Raw genomic sequence first — 19,451 nt, 5'->3', positions numbered from 1 at the left:
GGACAACCGCTGGGGACGGCCGCCCGGTCACGCCCCCAGGACCACCCTCACGACCCCAGGATCGACGTCAGGAACTCCCCGGTCCACGCCAGCAGCTCCCGTCCCACCAGCGGCTTTCCGCCGATACGGGCGGTGGCGGGGCGGGGCACCAGAACCTGCTTGGTGGCGGGCTTGATGACCGAGCGCTGGTAGAGGCGCTTCAGGCGCAGCTCCTGGGATTCACGGAGCTCCACCGGGGAGAAGCGGATGTTGGAGCCCTGGAGGGTGATGTCCGTGACGCCGCAGGCGCGGGCCAGCAGGCGCAGTCCGGCGACCAGGAGGAGGTTCTCCACCGGCTCGGGGAGCTTGCCGTAGCGGTCGGTGAGCTCCTCGCGGACGGCGCGGATGTCGTCCTCGCTGCTCGCGGAGGCGATCGCCCGGTACGCCTGGAGGCGCAGCCGCTCGCCGGGGGCGTAGTCGTGCGGGACGTGCGCGTCGACCGGAAGCTCGATCTTGACCTCCAGCGGCGCCTCCACGGGCTCGCCCTCGCCCGCCTCGATCGAGGCGCGGTAGTCGGCGACGGCCTCGCCGACCATCCGGACGTAGAGGTCGAAGCCGACGCCCGCGATATGGCCGGACTGCTCGCCGCCGAGCAGATTGCCCGCGCCGCGGATCTCCAGGTCCTTCATCGCCACATACATGCCCGCGCCCATCTCGGTGTGCTGGGCGATCGTGGCCAGCCGCTCATGGGCGGTCTCGGTGAGCGGCTTCTCGGGCGGGTAGAGGAAGTACGCGTAACCGCGCTCGCGCCCCCGCCCGACCCGGCCGCGCAGCTGGTGGAGCTGGGAGAGGCCGAAGTTGTCGCCGCGCTCGACGATCAGGGTGTTGGCGTTGGAGATGTCGATCCCGGACTCGACGATGGTGGTGGAGACCAGGACGTCGAACTTCTTCTCCCAGAAGTCGACCACGACCTGCTCCAGCGCGCTCTCCGACATCTGCCCGTGGGCGGTGGCGATCCGCGCCTCGGGGACGATCTCGCGCAGCCGGGCGGCGGCCCGGTCGATGGACTCCACCCGGTTGTGGATGTAGAAGACCTGGCCCTCGCGGAGCAGCTCGCGCCGGATCGCCGCGCCGATCTGCTTCTGCTCGTACGGACCGACGAAGGTCAGCACCGGATGGCGCTCCTCCGGCGGGGTGGTGATCGTGGACATCTCGCGGATGCCGGTGACCGCCATCTCCAGGGTGCGCGGGATGGGCGTGGCGGACATGGTCAGCACGTCCACATTGGCGCGGAGCTTCTTCAGCTGCTCCTTGTGCTCGACGCCGAAGCGCTGCTCCTCGTCCACGATGACCAGGCCCAGGTCCTTGAACTTGGTTTCGGAGGAGAAGAGCCGGTGGGTGCCGATGACGATGTCGACCGAGCCGTCCCGCAACCCCTCCAGCACCGCCTTGGCCTCGGTGTCGGTCTGGAACCGGGAGAGCGCCCTGACGTTGACGGGGAACTGGCCGTACCGCTCGCCGAAGGTGCCGAAGTGCTGCTGCACCAGCAGGGTCGTGGGCACCAGCACCGCCACCTGCTTGCCGTCCTGGACCGCCTTGAAGGCGGCGCGGACCGCGATCTCGGTCTTGCCGTAGCCGACGTCGCCGCAGATCAGCCGGTCCATCGGAACCGACTTCTCCATGTCCTCCTTGACCTCGGCGATGGTGGTGAGCTGGTCGGGGGTCTCCGCGTACGGGAACGCGTCCTCCAGCTCGCGCTGCCAGGGGGTGTCCGCGCCGAAGGCGTGGCCGGGCGCCGCCATCCGCGCCGAGTAGAGCTTGATCAGGTCGGCGGCGATCTCCTTGACGGCCTTCTTGGCGCGCGCCTTGGTCTTGGTCCAGTCGGCGCCGCCGAGCCGGTGCAGGGTCGGCGCCTCGCCGCCCACGTACTTGGTGACCTGCTCCAGCTGGTCGGTGGGGACGAAGAGCCGGTCGCCGGGCTGGCCGCGCTTGGCCGGGGCGTACTCCACCACCAGGTACTCGCGGGTGGCGCCCTGGACGGTGCGCTGCACCATCTCGATGTAGCGGCCCACGCCGTGCTGCTCGTGGACGATGAAGTCGCCCGCCTCGAGGGTGAGCGGATCGATGGTCTTACGGCGGCGCGCGGGCATCCGCGCCCCGTCCTTGCCCGCGGCCTTCTGCCCGGACAGGTCGGTCTCGGTCAGCACGGCCAGCTTCAGGGCCGGGTCGATGAAGCCGTAGTCGATCGAGCCGCAGGCCACATGCACCACGGACGGCTTGATCTCGGTGAGGTCACCGTCCAGCCGGGCCGCGATCCCCTCGCCGCCGAGCACCTCGACGGTGCGGGAGGCGGGGCCGTGGCCTTCGGTCACATAGACCGTGCGCCAGCCGTCGGCGAGCCAGCCCTTGGTGTCGGCCAGCGCCCGGGCGGTGTCGCCGCGGTAGCTCTCGGTGGCGTGCATGCCGAGCTTGACGGTATCCGCGTCCAGTTCCTCGTCGGCCGCGAAGGGGCTCACCGACCACCACATCATGCCCAGCTCACGGGCGTGGTCGCGGACGTCCGCGATGCTCCACAGGGAGGCCGCGCCGACGTCGATCGGAGCCTCCCCTCCCCCGGCGGTGGCCGCCCAGGACGCCTGGAGGAACTCCTGGCTGGTGGCCACCAGGTCCGCCGCCCGGGTGCGCACCCGCTCCGGCTCGCAGACGACCGTCATGCTGCCCGCCGGGAGGACGTCCAGCAGCAGCTCCATGTCGTCCACCAGGACCGGGGCCAGGGACTCCATGCCCTCGACCGCGATCCCCTCGGCGATCTTGCCGAGCAGCTCGCCCAGCTCGGGATGGGCCTCGGCGAGGGCCGCGGCCCGCTCCCGCACGTCGTCGGTCAGCAGCAGCTCCCGGCAGGGCGGCGCCCACAGCCCGTGCTCGGCGACCTCCAGGGACCGCTGGTCGGCCACCTTGAAGTAGCGGATCTCCTCGATGTCGTCGCCCCAGAACTCGATCCGGAGCGGATGCTCCTCGGTCGGCGGGAAGACGTCCAGGATGCCGCCGCGCACGGCGAACTCGCCGCGCTTCTCGACCAGCTCGACCCGGGAGTACGCGGCGGCCACGAGCCCGTCCACGATCTCCTCCAGATCGGCGGTCTGCCCGGCCCGCAGGCTCACCGGCTCCAGGTCACCGAGCCCCTTGACCTGCGGCTGGAGCACGGACCTTACGGGCGCGACGACGACCGAGACGGGACCGGCCGCCGGGTCGTCCGGGCTCGGATGGGCCAGCCTGCGCAGCACCGCGAGGCGCCGCCCGACCGTGTCCGAGCGCGGGGAGAGCCGCTCGTGCGGCAGCGTCTCCCAGGACGGGTACTCCACCACTGCGTTTTCATGGCCTGACGGCATCAGCGAGCGCAGCGCCGCCGCGAGGTCCTCCGCCTCCCGGCCGGTGGCCGTCATCGCGAGCACGGGACGGCCCGCGGAGCGCGCCAGCGCGGCGATGGCGAACGGACGGGCGGCGGGCGGGCCGACCAGATCGACATGGGGGCGATGGCCGTCGGCGGCGCCGCGCACCGCCTCGGCGAGCGCGGGGTCCCTTACGACGGCGTCGAGCAGACCGGTGAGGCTCATAAAGGGGTATTCCATCCCGGAGGCGGACAACGCGAATGACCCGACACGTCTCACGGGCCGGGGGTCTTCCAGAGTACGGCCACCCGCCGACAGCCCGCGCCGTACACCCGATCGACCCGCGAACCCCACGGCGCTCGGCCGTTACGAAGCCCGCGCCCCGCCCCGTGCCCCGCTGCTCAATTGCGCCGAAGGCGCGAGACGGCGCCGCACCTGACCCGGCCGAGCGGCCTGACAGTCCCGCGTCCGGCCCATCACGACGGGCGGCCGGGCACGTCCTGTGACCACACTGATGCACATGGCAGAGCGAGACCCGCGCCCGTCGCCCACCAGGACGAGCACCCGCCCCCGAGCCCCCAAGCCGGCCGAGGCCGCCCGGCACGCGTGCGAACAGCTCGCCTCACTGATCGTCCATGAGCCCGAGGGCGTCAGCGGCGTGGCCCGCCACGAGGACGGCTGGCTCGTCAGCGTGGACGTCCTCGAGGTCGCCCGGATCCCCGACACCACCAGCCTGCTGGCCACGTACGAGGTGCGCATCGACGAGCGGGGCGAGCTCCAGGAATACCGGCGGGTCCGCCGCTACCGGCGCGGTGCGGCCGACGACTGCTGAGACGACCGGAGACGACAGCCGAAAGGACGCCCCGAGATGCCCACTGGCACTTACACGGAAGAGGTCGTCTGCATCCAGCGGACCGGCACCCTCTACGACTGCCTGGAACTCATCCTCGACCGGGGCATGGTGATCGACGTCTTCATCCGGGTCTCCCTCGTCGGCATCGAGATCCTGAAGATCGACGCCCGGATCGTCGTCGCCAGCGTGGACACGTACCTCCGCTTCGCCGAGGCCTGCAACCGCGTGGACCTCGAATTCGACCGCAGCAAGACCGTTCCTGAACTGCTGGGCGGGATGGCGGGCGGCGGCGGGAGCCCGGCCGGGCGGATGGCCACGGGGCTCGGCAAGAAGAAGGCCAAGAAGGCGGTGGCCGGCGTGGGCGAGAAGGTCAAGCGGGCCGTCGGGGCCGATGAGGAGGAGGAAGAAGAAGGGGAGCGGGAGGAGCGGGAGAGCCGCCCCCGGCGGCGCGCCGCCCCCACCCGCCGCCGTTCCGCTTCCGCTTCCGAGCCGTCCGAGGAGGACTGAGCCATGACCGCGCCCGCGCCGACGCCGACGCCCACGGCCACGCCCACACGCCAGAGCGTGTACGTCTACGGCGTCGTCCGCGCCTCCCACGCGGTACCGCCCGGCCGCACCGGAGTGGGCGAGCGGCCCGCCCCGGTCCGTACCGTCCGGGCCGGAGCGCTGGCCGCGGTGATCAGCGACGCTCCGGCCCGGCTGCGCGCCAAGCGCCGCGACCTCCTCGCCCACCAGGACCTCGCCCTGACGCTGGGGCGGGACGGGCCGGTGCTGCCGATGCGCTTCGGCATGGTCGCCCCCGACGAGGAGTCGGTGCGGCGGCAACTGCTGTGCACACAGAACGACTGTCTGGCCGCGCTGGAACGCGTCGAGGGACGCGTCGAGATGAACCTCAAGGCGCTGCCCACCGAGGCCGACCTGGGCGCGCTGGTACGGGAGGACCCCGAGGTGGGCCGGTTGCGCACCGCCGCGCGCCGGGCCCCGGGGTACGAGGCCAGCGTGCGGCTCGGCGAGGCCGTGGCGCGCGGGCTGCGGCGCAGGGCGGCGGCCGCCGCGGCCACGGTGCTCGCGGAGCTCTCGGCCGTGGCGGACGCCACGGTGCACGGCCCGGAGGTCGAGGGGTGCGTACTCAACGCCTCGTTCCTGCTGGACCGGCGCGAGCAGCGGCGGTTCGAGGGCGCCGTGGAACGCCTCGCGGCCGCCCACCGCGACCGGGCCGAACTGCGGCTCACCGGCCCGCTGCCCTGCTACAGCTTCACGGAAGGCCGGGCCTGAGATGGGCGTACTGAGCCAGGTCGTCCTCTTTCCACTGGCGCCGGTGCGCGGGGTGGTGTGGATCGCGGAGCGCGTACGGGACATGGCGGAGGAGGAGATGTGCCATCCCTCGGTGCTGCGCGCCCGGCTCGCCGCGCTGAACGAGGCGCTGGAGTCGGGGGCGATCGGCCCGGAGGAGTTCGACCGGGAGGAGGACCGGCTGCTGGATCTGCTGGAGCGCTCGGGCGGCCGGGGAGGAAGGGCGAGGGTGCGGACGCCATGACCGAACGCGACCTGACCTGCCCCCCGTCCGTGGTCGACGAGCGGCGCCCCTCCGACCTCGCCGAGATCCTGGAACGGGTCCTGGACAAGGGCATCGTGATCGCCGGGGACATCAAGATCGATCTGCTGGACATCGAACTGCTCACCATCCGGCTGCGGTTGTTCATCTCCTCCGTGGACACCGCCCGCAAGGCCGGCATCGACTGGTGGGAAACCGATCCCGCGCTCTCGTCGCGCGCCGCGCGGGACACCCTCGCCCAGGAGAACGCGGAACTGCGGGCACGGCTGCACGCCCTGGAGTCACGGATCGGCGCGGAGGAGCTCAGCACGGTCGGCGCGGCCGAGGAGGAGGGGCGCCCATGACCCAGGCCGCCAACCTCACCTACGCCTTCGCGGTCTGCCTGGGCGGCGACCTCACCTCCCCGGCGGGACCGTTGGCGGAACTCCCCGGGCTCGGCACCGGCGCCCCCGTCCGTACGGTCGCGGCGGGCCCGCTCACCGCCGTGGTCCAGGACGTGCCCGCGGCCGGGTACGACGAGGCGGCGCTGCGGCGACGGCTGTCCGACGGCGCCGAGCTGGAGCGCTGCGCCCGCGCCCACCACGCGGTGATCACGGCGGCGTGGGCGCTGGCCCCGACCGTTCCGCTGCCCCTGGCCACGGTCTATCTCGACGACGGCCGCGTCCGCGAGGCCCTGGCCGACCGGCAGACGTCCTTCCTGACCGCCCTGGACCGGATCGCGGGCCGGGTCGAATGGGGCGTCAAGGTCTACGCCCCCACGGGGCCGCCGCCCGCACCGGCCGCCACGGACGCCACGGCCGCCGCCCCGGCGGAGGGCCCTGGCCCCGGCGGGAGCGGCCGCGCCTATCTGGACCGCGTCCGCACCCGGCAGCGCGGCCGCGAACAGCGCCACACCCTGGCGCTGGGGGCCGCCGAGCGGGTGAACACCGTCGTCCGGGGCCTCGCCGTGGCCGCGCGCCGACTGCGCCCGCACGGCGTCGAGGTGACCGGGAAGCACCGCATCCAGGTGCTGAACGCGGCCTACCTGCTCGACCTGGGCCGGGAGCGCGAACTGCGCGCCGCACTGGCGTCATTGCGCCACGACGAGACGGACGTGCGGATCGAACTCTCCGGACCGTGGGCGCCGTATTCGTTCGCCGCCGGAGGCATCACGGACGCGGGGGCCGCCCCATGACCAGGCCCACCTGGGACCCCGCTCCGGCCCGAGCGCTGTGGGAAGCGAACCCCGCCGCCACCGCCCGCCAGGAGGCCCCCGAGTGGGGAACCGCCCCCGCCGAGGCCCTGGGCCCGCTCGGCGTCCCCCTCGTGGACCTCCTGGACCGGGTGCTCGCCACCGGCGTCGTCATCAGCGGCGACCTGGTCATCGCGATCGCCGAGGTCCCCCTCGTCCGCCTCTCCCTGCACGCCCTCCTCTCCTCGGTCAACGAACGGGTCAAGTCCCCCTGGACCGACAGCGGCCCGCTATGAGCACGCCGATCCCCTCCGCCTCCTCCCGCGTCTCCGCCCCCACCCGCGTCGACATCGACCGCGACTCGGTCGGCCGCGACCTGGTGGCCCTGGTACTGACGGTCGTCGAACTCCTCCGCCAGCTGATGGAGCGCCAGGCCATCCGCCGCATCGACGCCGGCGGCCTCACCGACGACCAGATCGAGCGCGTCGGCACCACGCTGATGCTCCTCGACCAGCGCATGACGGAGCTGTGCGACCAGCACGGCCTGACCCCGGAAGACCTCAACCTGGACCTCGGCCCCCTGGGCACCCTGCTCCCCCGCGACTGAGGCAGGGGGCAGGGGCAGCGGGCAGATCAGCCGCCGAGGGCCTCAGCCATGCGGTCGAGGTCGGCGAGGAGGGCGGCCAGGCGCCGCTGCGGAAGGGCGTCGACCATCGTCCGTTCGATGGCGTAGACGGCGGAGCGGGCCACGTCGAGCCGTTCGCGGCCGTGGTCGGTGAGGTGGGCGGGGAGCGCGCGGCCGTGGTCGGTGGTGGCGGGCCGGGAGATCAGGTCCGCGTCCTGGAGGCCGCGGAGCACGACGTTCATGGACTGCCGGGTGACGAACGTGGAGCGGGCGAGCTCGGCGTTGGACAGGCCGGGTTGCTGGTCGAGGAGTTCGAGGCAGGCGTACTGCGGCACCGTCAGCCCGTGCTCGCGCAGCGCCTTGTCCATGGCGCCGCGCAGCGCCGCGGCGGCGCGTTTGAGGCGGTAGCCCACATGCTCGGTGACGTCGTCGGCGGGGTGCGGCGGGGCCACGGGAGTCCGATCTTCCATGTCAGGATTTTGACATAGCGAAAGGCCGCGCGTACAGTCCAGTCATGTCAAAGTCCTGACATCGAACGGCACTGGCGCAACCAACAACCGGGGAGGACCCATGCCCGCCACCATCGACGGCCCCGACTTCATCGCCCTTCAGGTACGCGATGTCGAGGCGGCGGCCGCCTTCTGCGAAACCCACCTCGGCCTGCGGCGCGCACCGGCCTCGCCGCCCGGTGCGGTGGTGTTCACCACCGAGCCGATCGCGTTCGCCGTCCGCGAACCGCTGCCGGGCGTGGAGCTCGACGACATCGCACGGCCCGGTCTCGGGGTGGCCCTGTGGTTCCGCACCCCGGACGCCCAGGCGCTGCACGACCAGCTCGCCGCCGCCGGGGTGCCCATCGTCAGCCCGCCCCAGGACAGCCCCTTCGGCCGCACGTTCACCTTCATCGGCCCGGAGGGCTACGCCCTCACGGCGCACGGGGGCTGACCGTGACCGCCGTCGTCCTCACCCCGTCCGGCCCCTTCTCGCTCGCGGCGAGCGCGCGCTTCCTGGAGGGCTTCACCCCGGCGAGCTACCAGGGCACGGCGGACGACGTGCTCCACCTGGCCTTCCCCGCCGACGACGGCCACTCCACGGTGGCCGTCGCGGTGCGGCAGGAGGAGACGGCGGAGGGAGGAGCGGGCCGGGTACGGGCCGAGTTCACCACGTACCCCGACACCCCGGAAGACCCGGTGTCCGCCGGGACCGGACCCGAGCCCGGACCCGGCGAGGCCGAGGCCGAGGCCGAGGCCGTCCGGGCCCAGCTGGCCCGCGTCCTCTCCCTCGACGTCGACGGAAGCGGCTTCCCCGAACTCGCCGCCGACCCCGTGGTGGCCGGGCTCATGGCGGACTGTCCGGGCCTTCGGCCGGTGTGCTTCCACTCGCCCTACGAAGCCGCCGCGTGGGCGGTCATCGGCCACCGCATCCGCATGACCCAGGCCGCCGCCATCAAGGCCCGCCTCGCCGAGCGGCACGGGCGGCGGGTCCGGATCGAGGGCCGCACGCTGTACGCGTTCCCCACCCCACCGGCCCTGCGCGCGATCACCCGCGCCCCCGGGCTGACCGAGGTGAAGATCGAGCGGCTGCACGCACTGGCCGAAGCGGCCGACGCCGGTGAACTCGACGCCGCACGGCTGCGCTCGATGCCGGTGGACGACGCCCTCGCGGCACTGCGCCAGCTCCCCGGCATCGGCCCGTTCTCCGCCGAACTCATCCTCATCCGGGGCGCCGGGCACCCCGATGTCTTCCCGCGCCACGAACCGCGGCTGCACGCCGCCATGACCGGCGCGTACGGCCCCGGCGAGACCGCTGCCGGCGACATCCGCCGGCTGGCCGGTATCGCCGACCGCTGGCGGCCCTACCGCAGCTGGGTCGCGCTGCTGCTGCGCGCCCGCGCCGCGCACATCGGCGGCCGTACGCCGTAACCACGACGAAGAGCCGGTCCGCCCCCCGTCCGCGGACCGGCTCCGCACCGGTGGCCGACGGGGTCAGCCGTTCTCGACGACCATCACCGCGTTGCCGTCCGCGTCCCGGAAGCTGAACATCGGCGGCACCGGGGCGCCCCAGCGCTGGACCTCCGGGTCGGTGTCGACGCCGCGCTCGCGCAGCGCCGCGTGGTCGGCGTCGATGTCCTCGGAGGTGAGGATGAGGCCGGTGTCATAGCCCGGCCCCTGCCCGCCCTCGCGCGGCAGGACCAGCGCGATCCCGGTCGCGGCGCCCACCGGGGCCACCTCGATCCAGCGGTGACCGTCGCCGAAGGGGATGTCGGCACGCTTCTCGAAGCCGAGCGTGCCCACGTAGAACTCCAGCGCCCGGTCCTGATCGGCGACGGTGACGGCGACCCGGCCCACCTCGGTGAAACGGGCGCCTCTCGCGGTCTCGGTCATGGTGATCTCCCTTGGAGTGATGCGTTCACCCCCAAAGACCCCGGGCCGCCCCGAAACTCATCGGTCCCCCGATCAGCGGTTGACGAAGGCGAGGCTCTTCTCGTCGTAGCGGGTGCCGGCGACCTGGTCGGCCGGGGCGGCGGCGTCGATCGCGGACAGCTCCTCGGGGGTCAGCTCGAGGGTGGCGGCGGTCAGGTTCTCCTCCAGGTACTTCTGGCGCCGGGTGCCCGGGATGGGGACCACGTCGTCGCCGCGGTGCTGCACCCAGGCGAGGGCGAGTTGACCCGCGGTGACGCCCTTCGCGGCGGCCAGCTCGTTCAGCCTCTCCACGATGGCCAGGTTCTTCTCGAGGTTGCCGTCGGCGAACCGGGGCTGGGTGCGGCGTACATCGCTCTCCGGCAGGCCGTCGGTCGAGGTGTAGCGGCCGGTCAGGAAGCCGCGGCCGAGCGGGGAGAAGGGGACCAGGCCGATGCCCAGCTCACGGCAGACCGGGACGACCTCGTGCTCCAGGTCCCGCGTCCACAGCGACCACTCGCTCTGGAGGGCCGCGATGGGGTGCACCGCGTGGGCGCGGCGGATGGTCTCCGCGCCCGCCTCGGACAGTCCGAGATGGCGCACCTTGCCCGCCTGGACCAGCTCGGCCATCGCGCCGACGGTCTCCTCGATGGGAACGTCGGGGTCGACGCGGTGCTGGTAGTAGAGGTCGATGTGATCGACGCCGAGCCGCCGCAGCGAGGCGTCGCACGCCTGGTGGACATACGCGGCGTCCCCCCGGATCGCGGTCGGCTCCCCCAGCTGGTTGGCGAACCCGAACTTGGTGGCCAGCACCGCCCGCTCCCGCCGCCCGGCCAGGGCCCGGCCGAGCAGCTCCTCGTTGTGCCCGGCGCCGTAGAAGTCGGAGGTGTCCAGCAGCGTGACGCCCAGGTCGAGGGCGCGGTGGAGGGTGGCGATGGACTGGGCGTCGTCCGAGACGCCGTAGCCGTGGCTCATCCCCATGCACCCCAGCCCCTGGGCCGCGACGGTCAGGGCGCCCAGGTGGCGGGCGGGCAGTTCGGACATCGGGTACCTCCCTCGTGGTCAACGTCGATCACGCTAGGAGTTGGAGCGCACTCCAAGTCAAACCAGCTCCGTGCACCTGGAGATCCACAGAGAATCGGCCATCAGCGACGAATACAAGTGAATTCCTCGAATTGGCCCGGCTAGCTTTCTGGTTGAGGTGGAAGGTCCACCGGATCGGAGTGTTCGATATGCGCTCTCGTCGCCTTGCGTTAGCCGCGGCAACCACCCTCGGGGCCCTCGCCCTCACGCTGGGGATCGGAGGAACGGCCCAGGCCGCTCCGCGCCCTCCGCTCACCAAGGCCGAATGCTGGGCTTCTGGAGGCATAGTCGTCCCGATCAATGTCGTCGGGTCCGTCTGTATCTGGCACAACCCCGACGGCACCAGCGACTCCGCGCAGATCACCGACCCGCTGGGCATCAACTGACCTGAGCGCCTGTGGACACGGCCGGCCCGGTGCGCTCCCCCGTCGCGCACCGGGCCGGTCGGTCGCCCTGCTGCCCATCCCCCCATGGAGGGCAGCGGGCCCATTTCCCCCGTTGGCCATTTCCGCCGTTGGCCAGTTCCCCGTTGGCCAGTTCCGCCGTTGGCCAGTTCCCCCGTTGGCCGTTCCCCCGCCGGCTATTCCGTGGCGATCGCGTTCAGGACGTTCATCCGCGCCGCCCGGAAGGCCGGGACCAGGGCCGCGATCAGGCCCACGACCGCGGAGCCGATGAAGACCGTGATGATCGTCGGCCACGGGATCTCCAGGGTCTTCAGACCCTCGAGCGCCAGCAGCTTCTGGGCCGTGGTGCCCCAGCCCATGCCGAGCCCGAGGCCGAGCAGGGCACCGAAGAGGGCGATGACCACGGACTCCAGTCGGATCATGCGGCGCATCTGGCGGCGGGAGACACCGATGGCGCGCATCAGGCCGATCTCGCGGGTCCGCTCGACGACCGAGAGCGCCAGGGTGTTCACCACGCCGAGGACGGCGACGATGATCGCGAGCGCCAGCAGACCGTAGACGAGGTTGAGCAGCTGACCGACCTGGTCCTTGACCTCCTTCTTGTAGTCGGTCTGGTCGCGCACCTTCACCGACGGGTAGTGGTGCAGCTGGGACTTGAGGGAGTCGTACGCCTGCTTCTCCTGGCCGTCCTTGGCCTGCGCCAGCATCATGACGTCCGCCGGGATCAGCTTGGCGGGCACGTAACGCTCGACGGTGGCGATGTTGAGGTACATCGCGCCCTTGTCGAGGCTGACGTCGTCCGAGGTGATCGCGGCGACGGTCAGCTTGGCGGTGCGGCCCTCCTTGAAGGCGACGGTGAGGGTGTCGCCCTTCTTCACCTTGTGGTCCTTGGCGAAGCCCTCCGGCACCGACATGGCGTCCTTGCCGTACGCGGCGGACAGGTCGCCCTCGACGACCGGGGTGCGCAGGTCCTCGGCGTACGTCGGGCTGGCGGCCGAGAGGTCCTTGGTGACCGTCTTGCCGTCGGGCAGGGTGAGCTTGGTGCCCTCGATGTCCTTGGCCTCGCTGATGTGCTTCAGCCCCTTGGCCTGGCGCACCGCGTCCGCGATCCCCTTGGTGATCGGCTGGCCGGTGTCGGACTGGACGATGAAGTCCGCGCCCACCGACTTGTCCAGCTCATCGGTGGCCGAGGCGACCATCGAGGAGCCCACCACCGACAGACAGGCGACCAGCGCCAGGCCGATCATCAGGGCCGCGCCGGTGGCGCCGGTGCGCCGCGGGTTGCGCAGCGCGTTGCGCTCGGCCAGCCGGCCGACCGAGCCGAAGATCCGCAGTACGACGGTGGCCAGCACGCGGACCACCAGACCGGCCAGCAGCGGGCCGATGACGATGAAGCCGATGAGCGTCAGCACCACGCCGAGGCCCAGGAACATCGAGCCGTCGACCGCCTTGTCCGCGTTCCCCGCGACCACCAGGGCGGCCGCGCCACCCGCGGTGAGCAGGGTGCCGATCGCGCCGCGGATCCATCCGGCCTTGCTGTCCGCCGGGGTGCCCGCGTCGCGCAGGGCCGCCATCGGGGAGATCTTCCCGGCCCGGCGGGCGGGGATGTACGCCGCGATGACGGTGACGACGACGCCGATGCCGATGCCCACGATGGGCGTGGTGGCCTTCACCGTCAGCTGGTCGGTGCTCAGGTGGAGCCCCGCGCTGCCCATGATCTTCATCAGGCCGACCGCGAGGCCGACGCCGCCGAGGACACCGAGGATCGAACCGACGACGCCGAGCAGCAGCGCCTCGATCAGCACCGACCGGTTGATCTGCTTCCGGCTGGAGCCGATGGCCCGCATCAGGCCGATCTCACGGGTGCGCTGGGCGACCAGCATCGAGAAGGTGTTGACGATCAGGAAGATGCCGACCAGGACGGCGATCCCGGCGAAGCCGAGCATCGCGTACTTCATCACGTCCAGGAACGAGCCGATGTCGTCCTCGGCCTCCTTGCTGGACTCGGCCTTGGTCTGCACCTTGACCCCGGTGCCGAGGTCGGCGACGACGTTCTTCTTCAGCTGGTCGTGGCTGACGCCCGCCTTGGCGGTGAGCGAGTAGCTGGAGTAGACCCCGGGGGCGCCGAGCAGCTTGCGCTGCGCGGTGTCGGTGTCCATGTAGATCAGCGTGGCGCCGGGGTTGGTCACCTGGAACGTGGCAATGCCGACGATCTTCGCGCGGAACTCGCCCGGGATGGCGATGATCCGCACCTCGTCGCCCAGCTTCAGCTTCTTGTTCTTGGCGGTGTCGGCGTCGACCATCACCTGGGTCGGGCCGCGCGGCGCGTGGCCGGAGGTGATCTCGACCGACCGCTGCTCGGTCGGGTCCCAGTTGGTGCCGACGGTCGGGGCGCCGGTGTCCGAGCCGATGCTGTTGTCGTTCCGGTCGGCGGCGGTGACCGACTGGCTGGTGGCGTCGCCGAGCACCGACTTGACGCCGTCCACCTGCTTCAGCCGCGCCAGCTCCGAACCGGGCAGGGTACGGATCCGGCCCTGCCGGGTGTCCTTGTCGCTGACGCCCTTGGGGCTGACCGTGACATCGGAGGCCGTGCTCGCGAAGAGCTTGTCGAACGTGGCGTTGGTGGTGTCGGTGAAGACGAGCGTGCCGCAGACGAAGGCCACCGAGAGCAGCACGGCGATCGCGGACAGCGCCATCCGCCCCTTGTGGGCGACGAAGTTGCGCAGTGAGGTCTTGAGGACGGTCATGACACCCGTCCTCGCGCGTCGAAGTGCTTCATGCGCTCCAGGACCAGATCGGCCGTCGGGTTGTACATCTCGTCGACGATCCGGCCGTCGGCCAGGTACAGCACCCGGTTGGCGTAAGAGGCGGCGACCGGGTCGTGGGTGACCATCACGATGGTCTGGCCCAGCTCGTCCACCGACCGCTTGAGGAAGCCCAGCACCTCGGCACCGGCCCGCGAGTCCAGGTTTCCGGTCGGCTCGTCACCGAAGATGATCTCGGGACGGGCGGCGAGGGCGCGGGCCACGGCGACGCGCTGCTGCTGACCGCCGGAGAGCTGGTTCGGACGGTGCTTGAGCCGGCCGGCCAGGCCCACGGTCTCCACCACCCGGTCCATCCAGGCCCGGTCGGGCTTGCGGCCAGCGATGTCCATCGGCAGCGTGATGTTCTCGATCGCGCTGAGGGTGGGAAGCAGGTTGAACGCCTGGAAGATGAAGCCGATCCGGTCCCGGCGCAGCTTGGTGAGCTTCTTGTCCTTCAGCTTGGTGATCTCGGTCTCGTCGATGAAGATCTGCCCGGAGCTGACGGTGTCCAGACCGGCCAGGCAGTGCATCAGGGTCGACTTGCCGGAGCCGGACGGGCCCATGATCGCGGTGTACTGCCCCCGCGCGATGTCCACGTCCACATGGTCGAGCGCGACCACCCGGGTCTCCCCGGAGCCGTACGCCTTGACGACCTGACGCGCTCGGGCGGCGACGGCCGTATGTCCTCCGCTGCCCCCGGTCCTGGGAATCGATACAGCCGTTGTCACGGTCTTTCTCCTTCAGTGTCCGATCGGTGATCTCTGTTCCCCGATCGCCGCAATAAGACTGCCGCGATCCGGGAACCTCCGCGATGGGGAATGACTCCCTCTCAGCGGTAGGGCTAGCCCCACCCCCTAGGTCGCGCAGCCCGTAGCAACCATATGAAGTGGGGACGACGGGCTCCTCATCCGCCCGGACGAACCGGGAGTAGGAGTACAGGGTGGGCATCCCCTAGGGGAGTGAGTCCTGGGTCTGACCCCGGACTCGGGGTCGATGCTGCACCCTCCCGCCACGTCAGGCTCAAGCCGGGCCGTCTGGGCAGCCCGGATGCGTTCTTCCGCCAGCCTGGCCCGGCATGGAATCGTGGGTCGTACAAGAATCGTGCGTACGTGAGTCCGTCGTACGAACAACAGGGACACGTGCCGGCGCGTACCGGCGGAGGGAGCGCGCCACCGTGGGCGGCACCGCACGACGGCCGATGGACGCGGACCCCAGGCCCCCCGCACCCCAGCTCCACTCCGAGACCCCCGCCCCCAGCGGCCGCCGCCCCGTCGTGGCCGCCCTGATGCTCGGCATGTCGCTGGCCGCGCTGGACTCGACCATCATCTCCACCGCCGTCCCGCAGATCGTCGGCGACCTCGGCGGCTTCTCCGTCTTCTCCTGGCTCTTCTCCGGCTATCTGCTCGCCGTCACGGTCTCCCTGCCGCTGTACGGAAAGCTCTCCGACACCTTCGGCCGCAAGCCCATCCTGCTCGCGGGCGTGGTGCTCTTCGTCATCGGCTCGCTGCTGTGCGCCGGGGCCTGGAACATGGCCTCCCTCATCGCCTTCCGGGTCGTCCAGGGGCTGGGCGGCGGGGCGCTCCAGGGCACCATCCAGGTCGTCGCCGCCGACCTCTATCCGCTCAAGGAGCGCCCGAAGATCCAGGCCAGGCTCTCCTCGGTGTGGGCGCTCTCCTCCGTGGCGGGTCCCGCGATCGGCGGTCTGCTCGCCGGATACGCCGACTGGCGGTGGATCTTCCTCATCAATCTGCCGGTCGGTGCCCTGGCGTTCATCCTGATCACCCGCCATCTGCACGAACCGCGACGGCACCGGGAGAACCGCCCCCGGGTCGACTGGGCCGGGGCGCTCGGTGTGTTCCTCAGCGGCGGGCTGCTGCTCACCGCGCTCGTCCAGGGCGGAGTGGCCTGGAGCTGGCTGTCCGCGCCCTCGCTCACCATGCTCGGCAGCGCCGCGGTGTGCGCCGCGGCCACCGTGTGGATCGAACGGCGCGCCGCCGAACCGATCATCCCCGGCTGGGTCTGGCACCGCCGCACCATCTCGGCGGTGAACATCGCCTTCGCCGCGCTCGGTCTGCTGATGATCGCCCCGACCGTCTTTCTGCCCACCTACGCCCAGTCGGTGCTGGGGCTCGGACCGATACCGGCCGGGTTCGTACTGTCCACGATGACGCTCAGCTGGCCGATCGCGGCCGCGCTCAGCAGCCGCGTCTACAACCGCGTCGGCTTCCGGCGCTGCGCCATCACCGGGATGACAGCCGCCACGCTGATCCTGGCCGCCTTCCCGCTCCTGCCCTATCCGGGCGCCGCCTGGCAGCCCGCGCTGATCATGCTGCTGCTCGGGGGCGCGCTCGGGCTGTTCCAGCTGCCGCTGATCATCGGGGTGCAGTCGTCCGTCGGATGGGCCGAGCGCGGCACCGCCACCGCCTCGATCCTCTTCTGCCGCCAGGTCGGCCAGAGCGTCGGGGCCGCGCTCTTCGGCGCCGTGGCCAACGCGACGCTGGCCTCCCGGCTGACCGAGGCGCCCGACGCCATCCGGCCGGGGCTGCCCGACGACCTGGACTCGGTCTCGCGCGCCCTGGAGCACCCCGGCACCCTCACCGACCAGGCGGCCGACTATCTGCGGCGGGCCGTGGACACCGCCGTCGACCACGTCTATCTGGGCTCGGCGACCGCCGCGCTGCTCGCGCTGCTGGCCCTGGTGTTCCTCGCCCCGCGCCGCTTCCCGGTCCGCACGGAGGCGGAGTCGGGGGCGGGGGCGGAGTCGGGGGCGGGGGCGGACGCGGAAGCCTGACCGGCGGCCCGGTCCTCGATGCCGGGCGGTGGGTTCAGGACTCGTGGTGCGGGGCGGCCGTCGCGTCCTCCGCCACCGGCTTGCCGGTCAGGGCCGCCAGGCTGCCGCGCACATGCTCCAGATGCGCCTTGAGCTCCTCGCGCCGCTCCACATGCTCGCGCAGCGTCCGCTCCGTCTCCCGCGCCAGCCGCTCCTCCCGGGCCCGCGCCTGGGCGATGATCTCCGCCGCCTGCGCCTGTGCGTCCTCCTGCCGCAGCCGCGCGGCCTGCTCGGCCATCCCGTACTCCCGCTTGGCGTCGGCGAGCCCCGCCTGGGCGTACTCCTCCAGCTGGGCCAGCCGGACCGTCATCGCGTTGTCCCGCTCGGCCAGTTCGCGGCCCGCCGCCTCCCACCGCTCGGCGTGCTCCCGCTCCTGCTCGGCCAGGATCGCGGCGGTGCGCTGCCGCATCTCCCTCAGCTCCGCCAGCGCCTGGGCCCGCCACTCCTTGGCGTCCTGGCGCGAGACGGCCCGCAGCTCGTCCACGTCCACCTGGACCGACTCCAGGGTGGCGCGCGCCGCCGCCTCGGCGGCCTCGCGGACCAGCTCCGCCTCGTCGCGGGCGGCGTCCCGCACCGTACGGGCCACGGCCTGCGCGGCCTCCCACTCCTCCTGCGCCGTCGCCTCGGCCGCCGCCCGCAGACAGCCGACCTCCTCCTCGGCGGCCATCAGGATCAGCTGGGCCCGGTCGCCGAGGGACTCATAGGTCTGGGGGGCCAATTGGGAGATCACCTCGCGCAGCCGCTCCGCCTCGGCGGTCAGCTCATTGGCCAGCACGGTGAGGCGCGCGGCGCGCTCCCACGCCGCGTCCCGCGCTTCGGACAGGTCTGCCACATAGCGCTCGACCTGCGCGGGACGGTAGCCACGGCCCCGTCCGCCGACGATGGTGAAGCCATGACGTGACACCGATGCGCCCATCCTTGGAACCCCTTTTGTCCGGTATGCAACGCGCTTCGGCGCACATCTTTATAGATGGCCTCTCATCCCCATAACGCGACACTCCGCCCATATCCGCGGCCGGGAGCGCCGCCGGTGACAACAACGACGAGGCGCCCGCCCCCGTCACGGGGGTCGGGCGCCTCGATCGCCATTCGTTCTTCGGTCGCGCGGTTCGTCCGGTGGCGCGCGGTCAGGGCCGCGCGGGCGGACTCACAACGGGCTCACAACGGACCTACGACGCACTCACAGCAGGCCGTCCCACATCTGCTCCAGCAGCACGGCCCACCAGTTGTCCGGCGTGGACAGCGCCGCCGGGTCGAGACCCGCGAGCTGCGCCTGGAAGTCCACCGTCCAACGGCCCGCCTGGTCCGGCGTCAGCCCGTACCGCAGCCGCCACATCCGGCCCAGCAGCGCCATGCACCGCACGAACTCCGGCAGCCCGGTGTTCACGAACTGCGGCGGGGTCGGCTGGGGCGTCGCCTCCAGCGGCACCGCCACGATGTTCGCCGTGCCGTACTGCACACACAGCTGACGGCCGAAGTCATTGCCCATGACCAGGTACGAACCCGCGTCCGGCGCGGACTGCACCCCGCGCTCGGCCGCCAGCTCCGCCAGCGTCGGCACCGGGCGGCCCGCCTGGGCCTGCGCCCAGAAGAACGGGCCGAAGTCCAGCGGCAGCCCCGCCCACACCAGCGTCTGCGCCACCACCTCCGGAACGCCCATCCGCGACACCGCGCGCTGGTCGAAGCGGACGATGCCCTGCGGCCCGAACGCCTGGCCCAGCTCATGCGCGAGACCCTCCGGCGGCACCGGCGGAATCGGCTGCACCTGGCTGGGGTGCGGCAGCGGCACCCGGTTCGGCGCCGGACGGGCCGGGCCGTCCGCCACCTGGTGCAGCTCGCCCTGGTGCTCCAGCAGATGCCGTACGCCCTGCTGCCGGGTGGCGTGATCGCGTCCGTACGGAGCGGTGTGGCTGATCCGCACCTGCGGCCAGCTCTCCCGGATCATCCGGGCGCAGTAGCCGCCGGGCAGATCGCAGGACTCCAGCTCGGTGTGGAGCTCCAGCACCTGCTGCGGCGGGACGTTCATCGCCCGCAGCTCATGCAGGATCTGCCACTCCGGATGCGGGGTGCCGGGCGCCGAACGGCGGATCAGCTGCTGCTCCGAGCCGTCCTGGGCGCGGTAGCGCAGCACCGCCATATAGCCCGGGCCCACGGTCGGCTGACCTGGGGGCGGCGGCGGATACGCATAGCCGGGCTGCGGCGCCATCCCCGGCGCGGACGCGCCCGGAGGCGGCGCCAGCCCCTGAGCGGGAGCACCGGCGGGCGGGGGCATACCGGGCGCGCCGGGCGCGCCAGGAGCGCCGGGTCCGCCCGGGTACGCCGGCCCGGCCGCGCCCGGCCGGGGCGGCGATAGTCGATGACG

At 72.1% G+C, this 19,451-nt stretch carries 20 protein-coding genes; 12 read left to right on the top strand and 8 right to left on the bottom strand.

The window, feature by feature from the left end:
• Positions 1-47: 47 nt before the first annotated feature.
• Positions 48-3,593 (bottom strand): transcription-repair coupling factor, encoded by a 3,546-nt coding sequence (gene mfd / locus ABD329_RS19755; protein ID WP_198280320.1) that lies wholly within the window; start codon positions 3,591-3,593, stop codon positions 48-50.
• Between the two features lie 295 nt (positions 3,594-3,888).
• Between mfd and ABD329_RS19750 the strand changes: the two genes are divergently transcribed.
• The 8 genes from ABD329_RS19750 (at position 3,889) to ABD329_RS19715 (ending at position 7,554) form a co-directional block, all read left to right on the top strand.
• A complete protein-coding gene (locus ABD329_RS19750; protein WP_063745093.1) occupies positions 3,889-4,200 on the top strand; it encodes a gas vesicle protein GvpO in 312 nt (103 codons plus the stop codon).
• A gap of 36 nt (positions 4,201-4,236) precedes the next feature.
• Positions 4,237-4,728, top strand: coding sequence for a gas vesicle protein GvpJ (gene gvpJ, locus ABD329_RS19745; RefSeq protein ID WP_344316693.1), 492 nt, complete (start codon positions 4,237-4,239; stop codon positions 4,726-4,728).
• Between the two features lie 3 nt (positions 4,729-4,731).
• Positions 4,732-5,496, top strand: coding sequence for a GvpL/GvpF family gas vesicle protein (locus ABD329_RS19740; protein WP_198282183.1), 765 nt, complete (start codon positions 4,732-4,734; stop codon positions 5,494-5,496).
• Position 5,497: 1 nt separating this feature from the next.
• Positions 5,498-5,758 (top strand): gas vesicle protein GvpG, encoded by a 261-nt coding sequence (locus ABD329_RS19735; RefSeq protein WP_198282182.1) that lies wholly within the window; start codon positions 5,498-5,500, stop codon positions 5,756-5,758.
• A complete protein-coding gene (locus ABD329_RS19730; protein WP_198282181.1) occupies positions 5,755-6,120 on the top strand; it encodes a gas vesicle protein in 366 nt (121 codons plus the stop codon). Before ABD329_RS19735 ends, ABD329_RS19730 begins: the two co-directional genes overlap by 4 nt.
• Positions 6,117-6,950: a GvpL/GvpF family gas vesicle protein gene (locus ABD329_RS19725; RefSeq protein ID WP_344316692.1), complete on the top strand. Its 834-nt coding sequence runs from the start codon at positions 6,117-6,119 to the stop codon at positions 6,948-6,950. Before ABD329_RS19730 ends, ABD329_RS19725 begins: the two co-directional genes overlap by 4 nt.
• Before the next feature lie 107 nt (positions 6,951-7,057).
• On the top strand, positions 7,058-7,243 hold the full coding sequence (locus ABD329_RS19720; protein ID WP_198282068.1) for a gas vesicle protein: 186 nt from the start codon (positions 7,058-7,060) through the stop codon (positions 7,241-7,243).
• On the top strand, positions 7,240-7,554 hold the full coding sequence (locus ABD329_RS19715; RefSeq protein ID WP_198282064.1) for a gas vesicle protein K: 315 nt from the start codon (positions 7,240-7,242) through the stop codon (positions 7,552-7,554). Before ABD329_RS19720 ends, ABD329_RS19715 begins: the two co-directional genes overlap by 4 nt.
• A 26-nt stretch (positions 7,555-7,580) precedes the next feature.
• Here the strand turns inward: ABD329_RS19715 and ABD329_RS19710 are convergent, their stop codons facing one another.
• Positions 7,581-8,042 carry a MarR family winged helix-turn-helix transcriptional regulator gene (locus tag ABD329_RS19710; protein ID WP_198282065.1) on the bottom strand — a complete coding sequence of 154 codons (462 nt, stop codon included), beginning with the start codon at positions 8,040-8,042 and terminating at the stop codon, positions 7,581-7,583.
• A 100-nt stretch (positions 8,043-8,142) separates the two neighbouring features.
• Here ABD329_RS19710 and ABD329_RS19705 point away from each other — a divergent pair, with 100 nt between their 5' ends.
• Both ABD329_RS19705 and ABD329_RS19700 read left to right on the top strand, forming a co-directional pair.
• Positions 8,143-8,514 (top strand): VOC family protein, encoded by a 372-nt coding sequence (locus tag ABD329_RS19705; protein ID WP_198282066.1) that lies wholly within the window; start codon positions 8,143-8,145, stop codon positions 8,512-8,514.
• 2 nt (positions 8,515-8,516) lie between these two features.
• Positions 8,517-9,491, top strand: a complete 975-nt coding sequence (locus tag ABD329_RS19700; RefSeq protein WP_198282067.1) for a DNA-3-methyladenine glycosylase family protein — start codon at positions 8,517-8,519, stop codon at positions 9,489-9,491.
• 63 nt (positions 9,492-9,554) lie between these two features.
• Here the strand turns inward: ABD329_RS19700 and ABD329_RS19695 are convergent, their stop codons facing one another.
• Together ABD329_RS19695 and ABD329_RS19690 are read right to left on the bottom strand one after the other, a co-directional pair.
• Positions 9,555-9,953 (bottom strand): VOC family protein, encoded by a 399-nt coding sequence (locus ABD329_RS19695; protein ID WP_344316691.1) that lies wholly within the window; start codon positions 9,951-9,953, stop codon positions 9,555-9,557.
• Positions 9,954-10,025: 72 nt separating this feature from the next.
• Positions 10,026-11,012: an aldo/keto reductase gene (locus ABD329_RS19690; RefSeq protein WP_198281073.1), complete on the bottom strand. Its 987-nt coding sequence runs from the start codon at positions 11,010-11,012 to the stop codon at positions 10,026-10,028.
• A gap of 188 nt (positions 11,013-11,200) precedes the next feature.
• Between ABD329_RS19690 and ABD329_RS19685 the strand changes: the two genes are divergently transcribed.
• On the top strand, positions 11,201-11,437 hold the full coding sequence (locus tag ABD329_RS19685) for a hypothetical protein (RefSeq protein ID WP_198281072.1): 237 nt from the start codon (positions 11,201-11,203) through the stop codon (positions 11,435-11,437).
• Positions 11,438-11,631: 194 nt separating this feature from the next.
• Here ABD329_RS19685 and ABD329_RS19680 read toward each other — a convergent pair whose 3' ends face one another.
• Both ABD329_RS19680 and ABD329_RS19675 read right to left on the bottom strand, forming a co-directional pair.
• Positions 11,632-14,202, bottom strand: coding sequence for an ABC transporter permease (locus ABD329_RS19680; protein ID WP_198281071.1), 2,571 nt, complete (start codon positions 14,200-14,202; stop codon positions 11,632-11,634).
• Positions 14,199-14,987 carry an ABC transporter ATP-binding protein gene (locus tag ABD329_RS19675; RefSeq protein ID WP_198281070.1) on the bottom strand — a complete coding sequence of 263 codons (789 nt, stop codon included), beginning with the start codon at positions 14,985-14,987 and terminating at the stop codon, positions 14,199-14,201. The genes ABD329_RS19680 and ABD329_RS19675 overlap by 4 nt, the downstream gene beginning before the upstream one ends.
• 470 nt (positions 14,988-15,457) lie before the next feature.
• Between ABD329_RS19675 and ABD329_RS19670 the strand changes: the two genes are divergently transcribed.
• Positions 15,458-17,050: an MFS transporter gene (locus ABD329_RS19670; protein WP_344316718.1), complete on the top strand. Its 1,593-nt coding sequence runs from the start codon at positions 15,458-15,460 to the stop codon at positions 17,048-17,050.
• Between the two features lie 34 nt (positions 17,051-17,084).
• Here ABD329_RS19670 and ABD329_RS19665 read toward each other — a convergent pair whose 3' ends face one another.
• Entirely contained in the window at positions 17,085-18,005 is a 921-nt protein-coding gene (locus tag ABD329_RS19665) for a coiled-coil domain-containing protein (RefSeq protein WP_344316690.1), read from the bottom strand.
• 264 nt (positions 18,006-18,269) lie between these two features.
• The coding region (locus tag ABD329_RS19660; protein ID WP_344316688.1) for an SUKH-4 family immunity protein at positions 18,270-19,451 on the bottom strand (1,182 nt) is incomplete at its 5' end.

This window comes from Streptomyces javensis (genome assembly GCF_039525925.1).
In the GTDB taxonomy this organism is placed as follows: domain Bacteria; phylum Actinomycetota; class Actinomycetes; order Streptomycetales; family Streptomycetaceae; genus Streptomyces; species Streptomyces asiaticus.
This window is presented reverse-complemented; position numbering and strand designations above follow the sequence as displayed.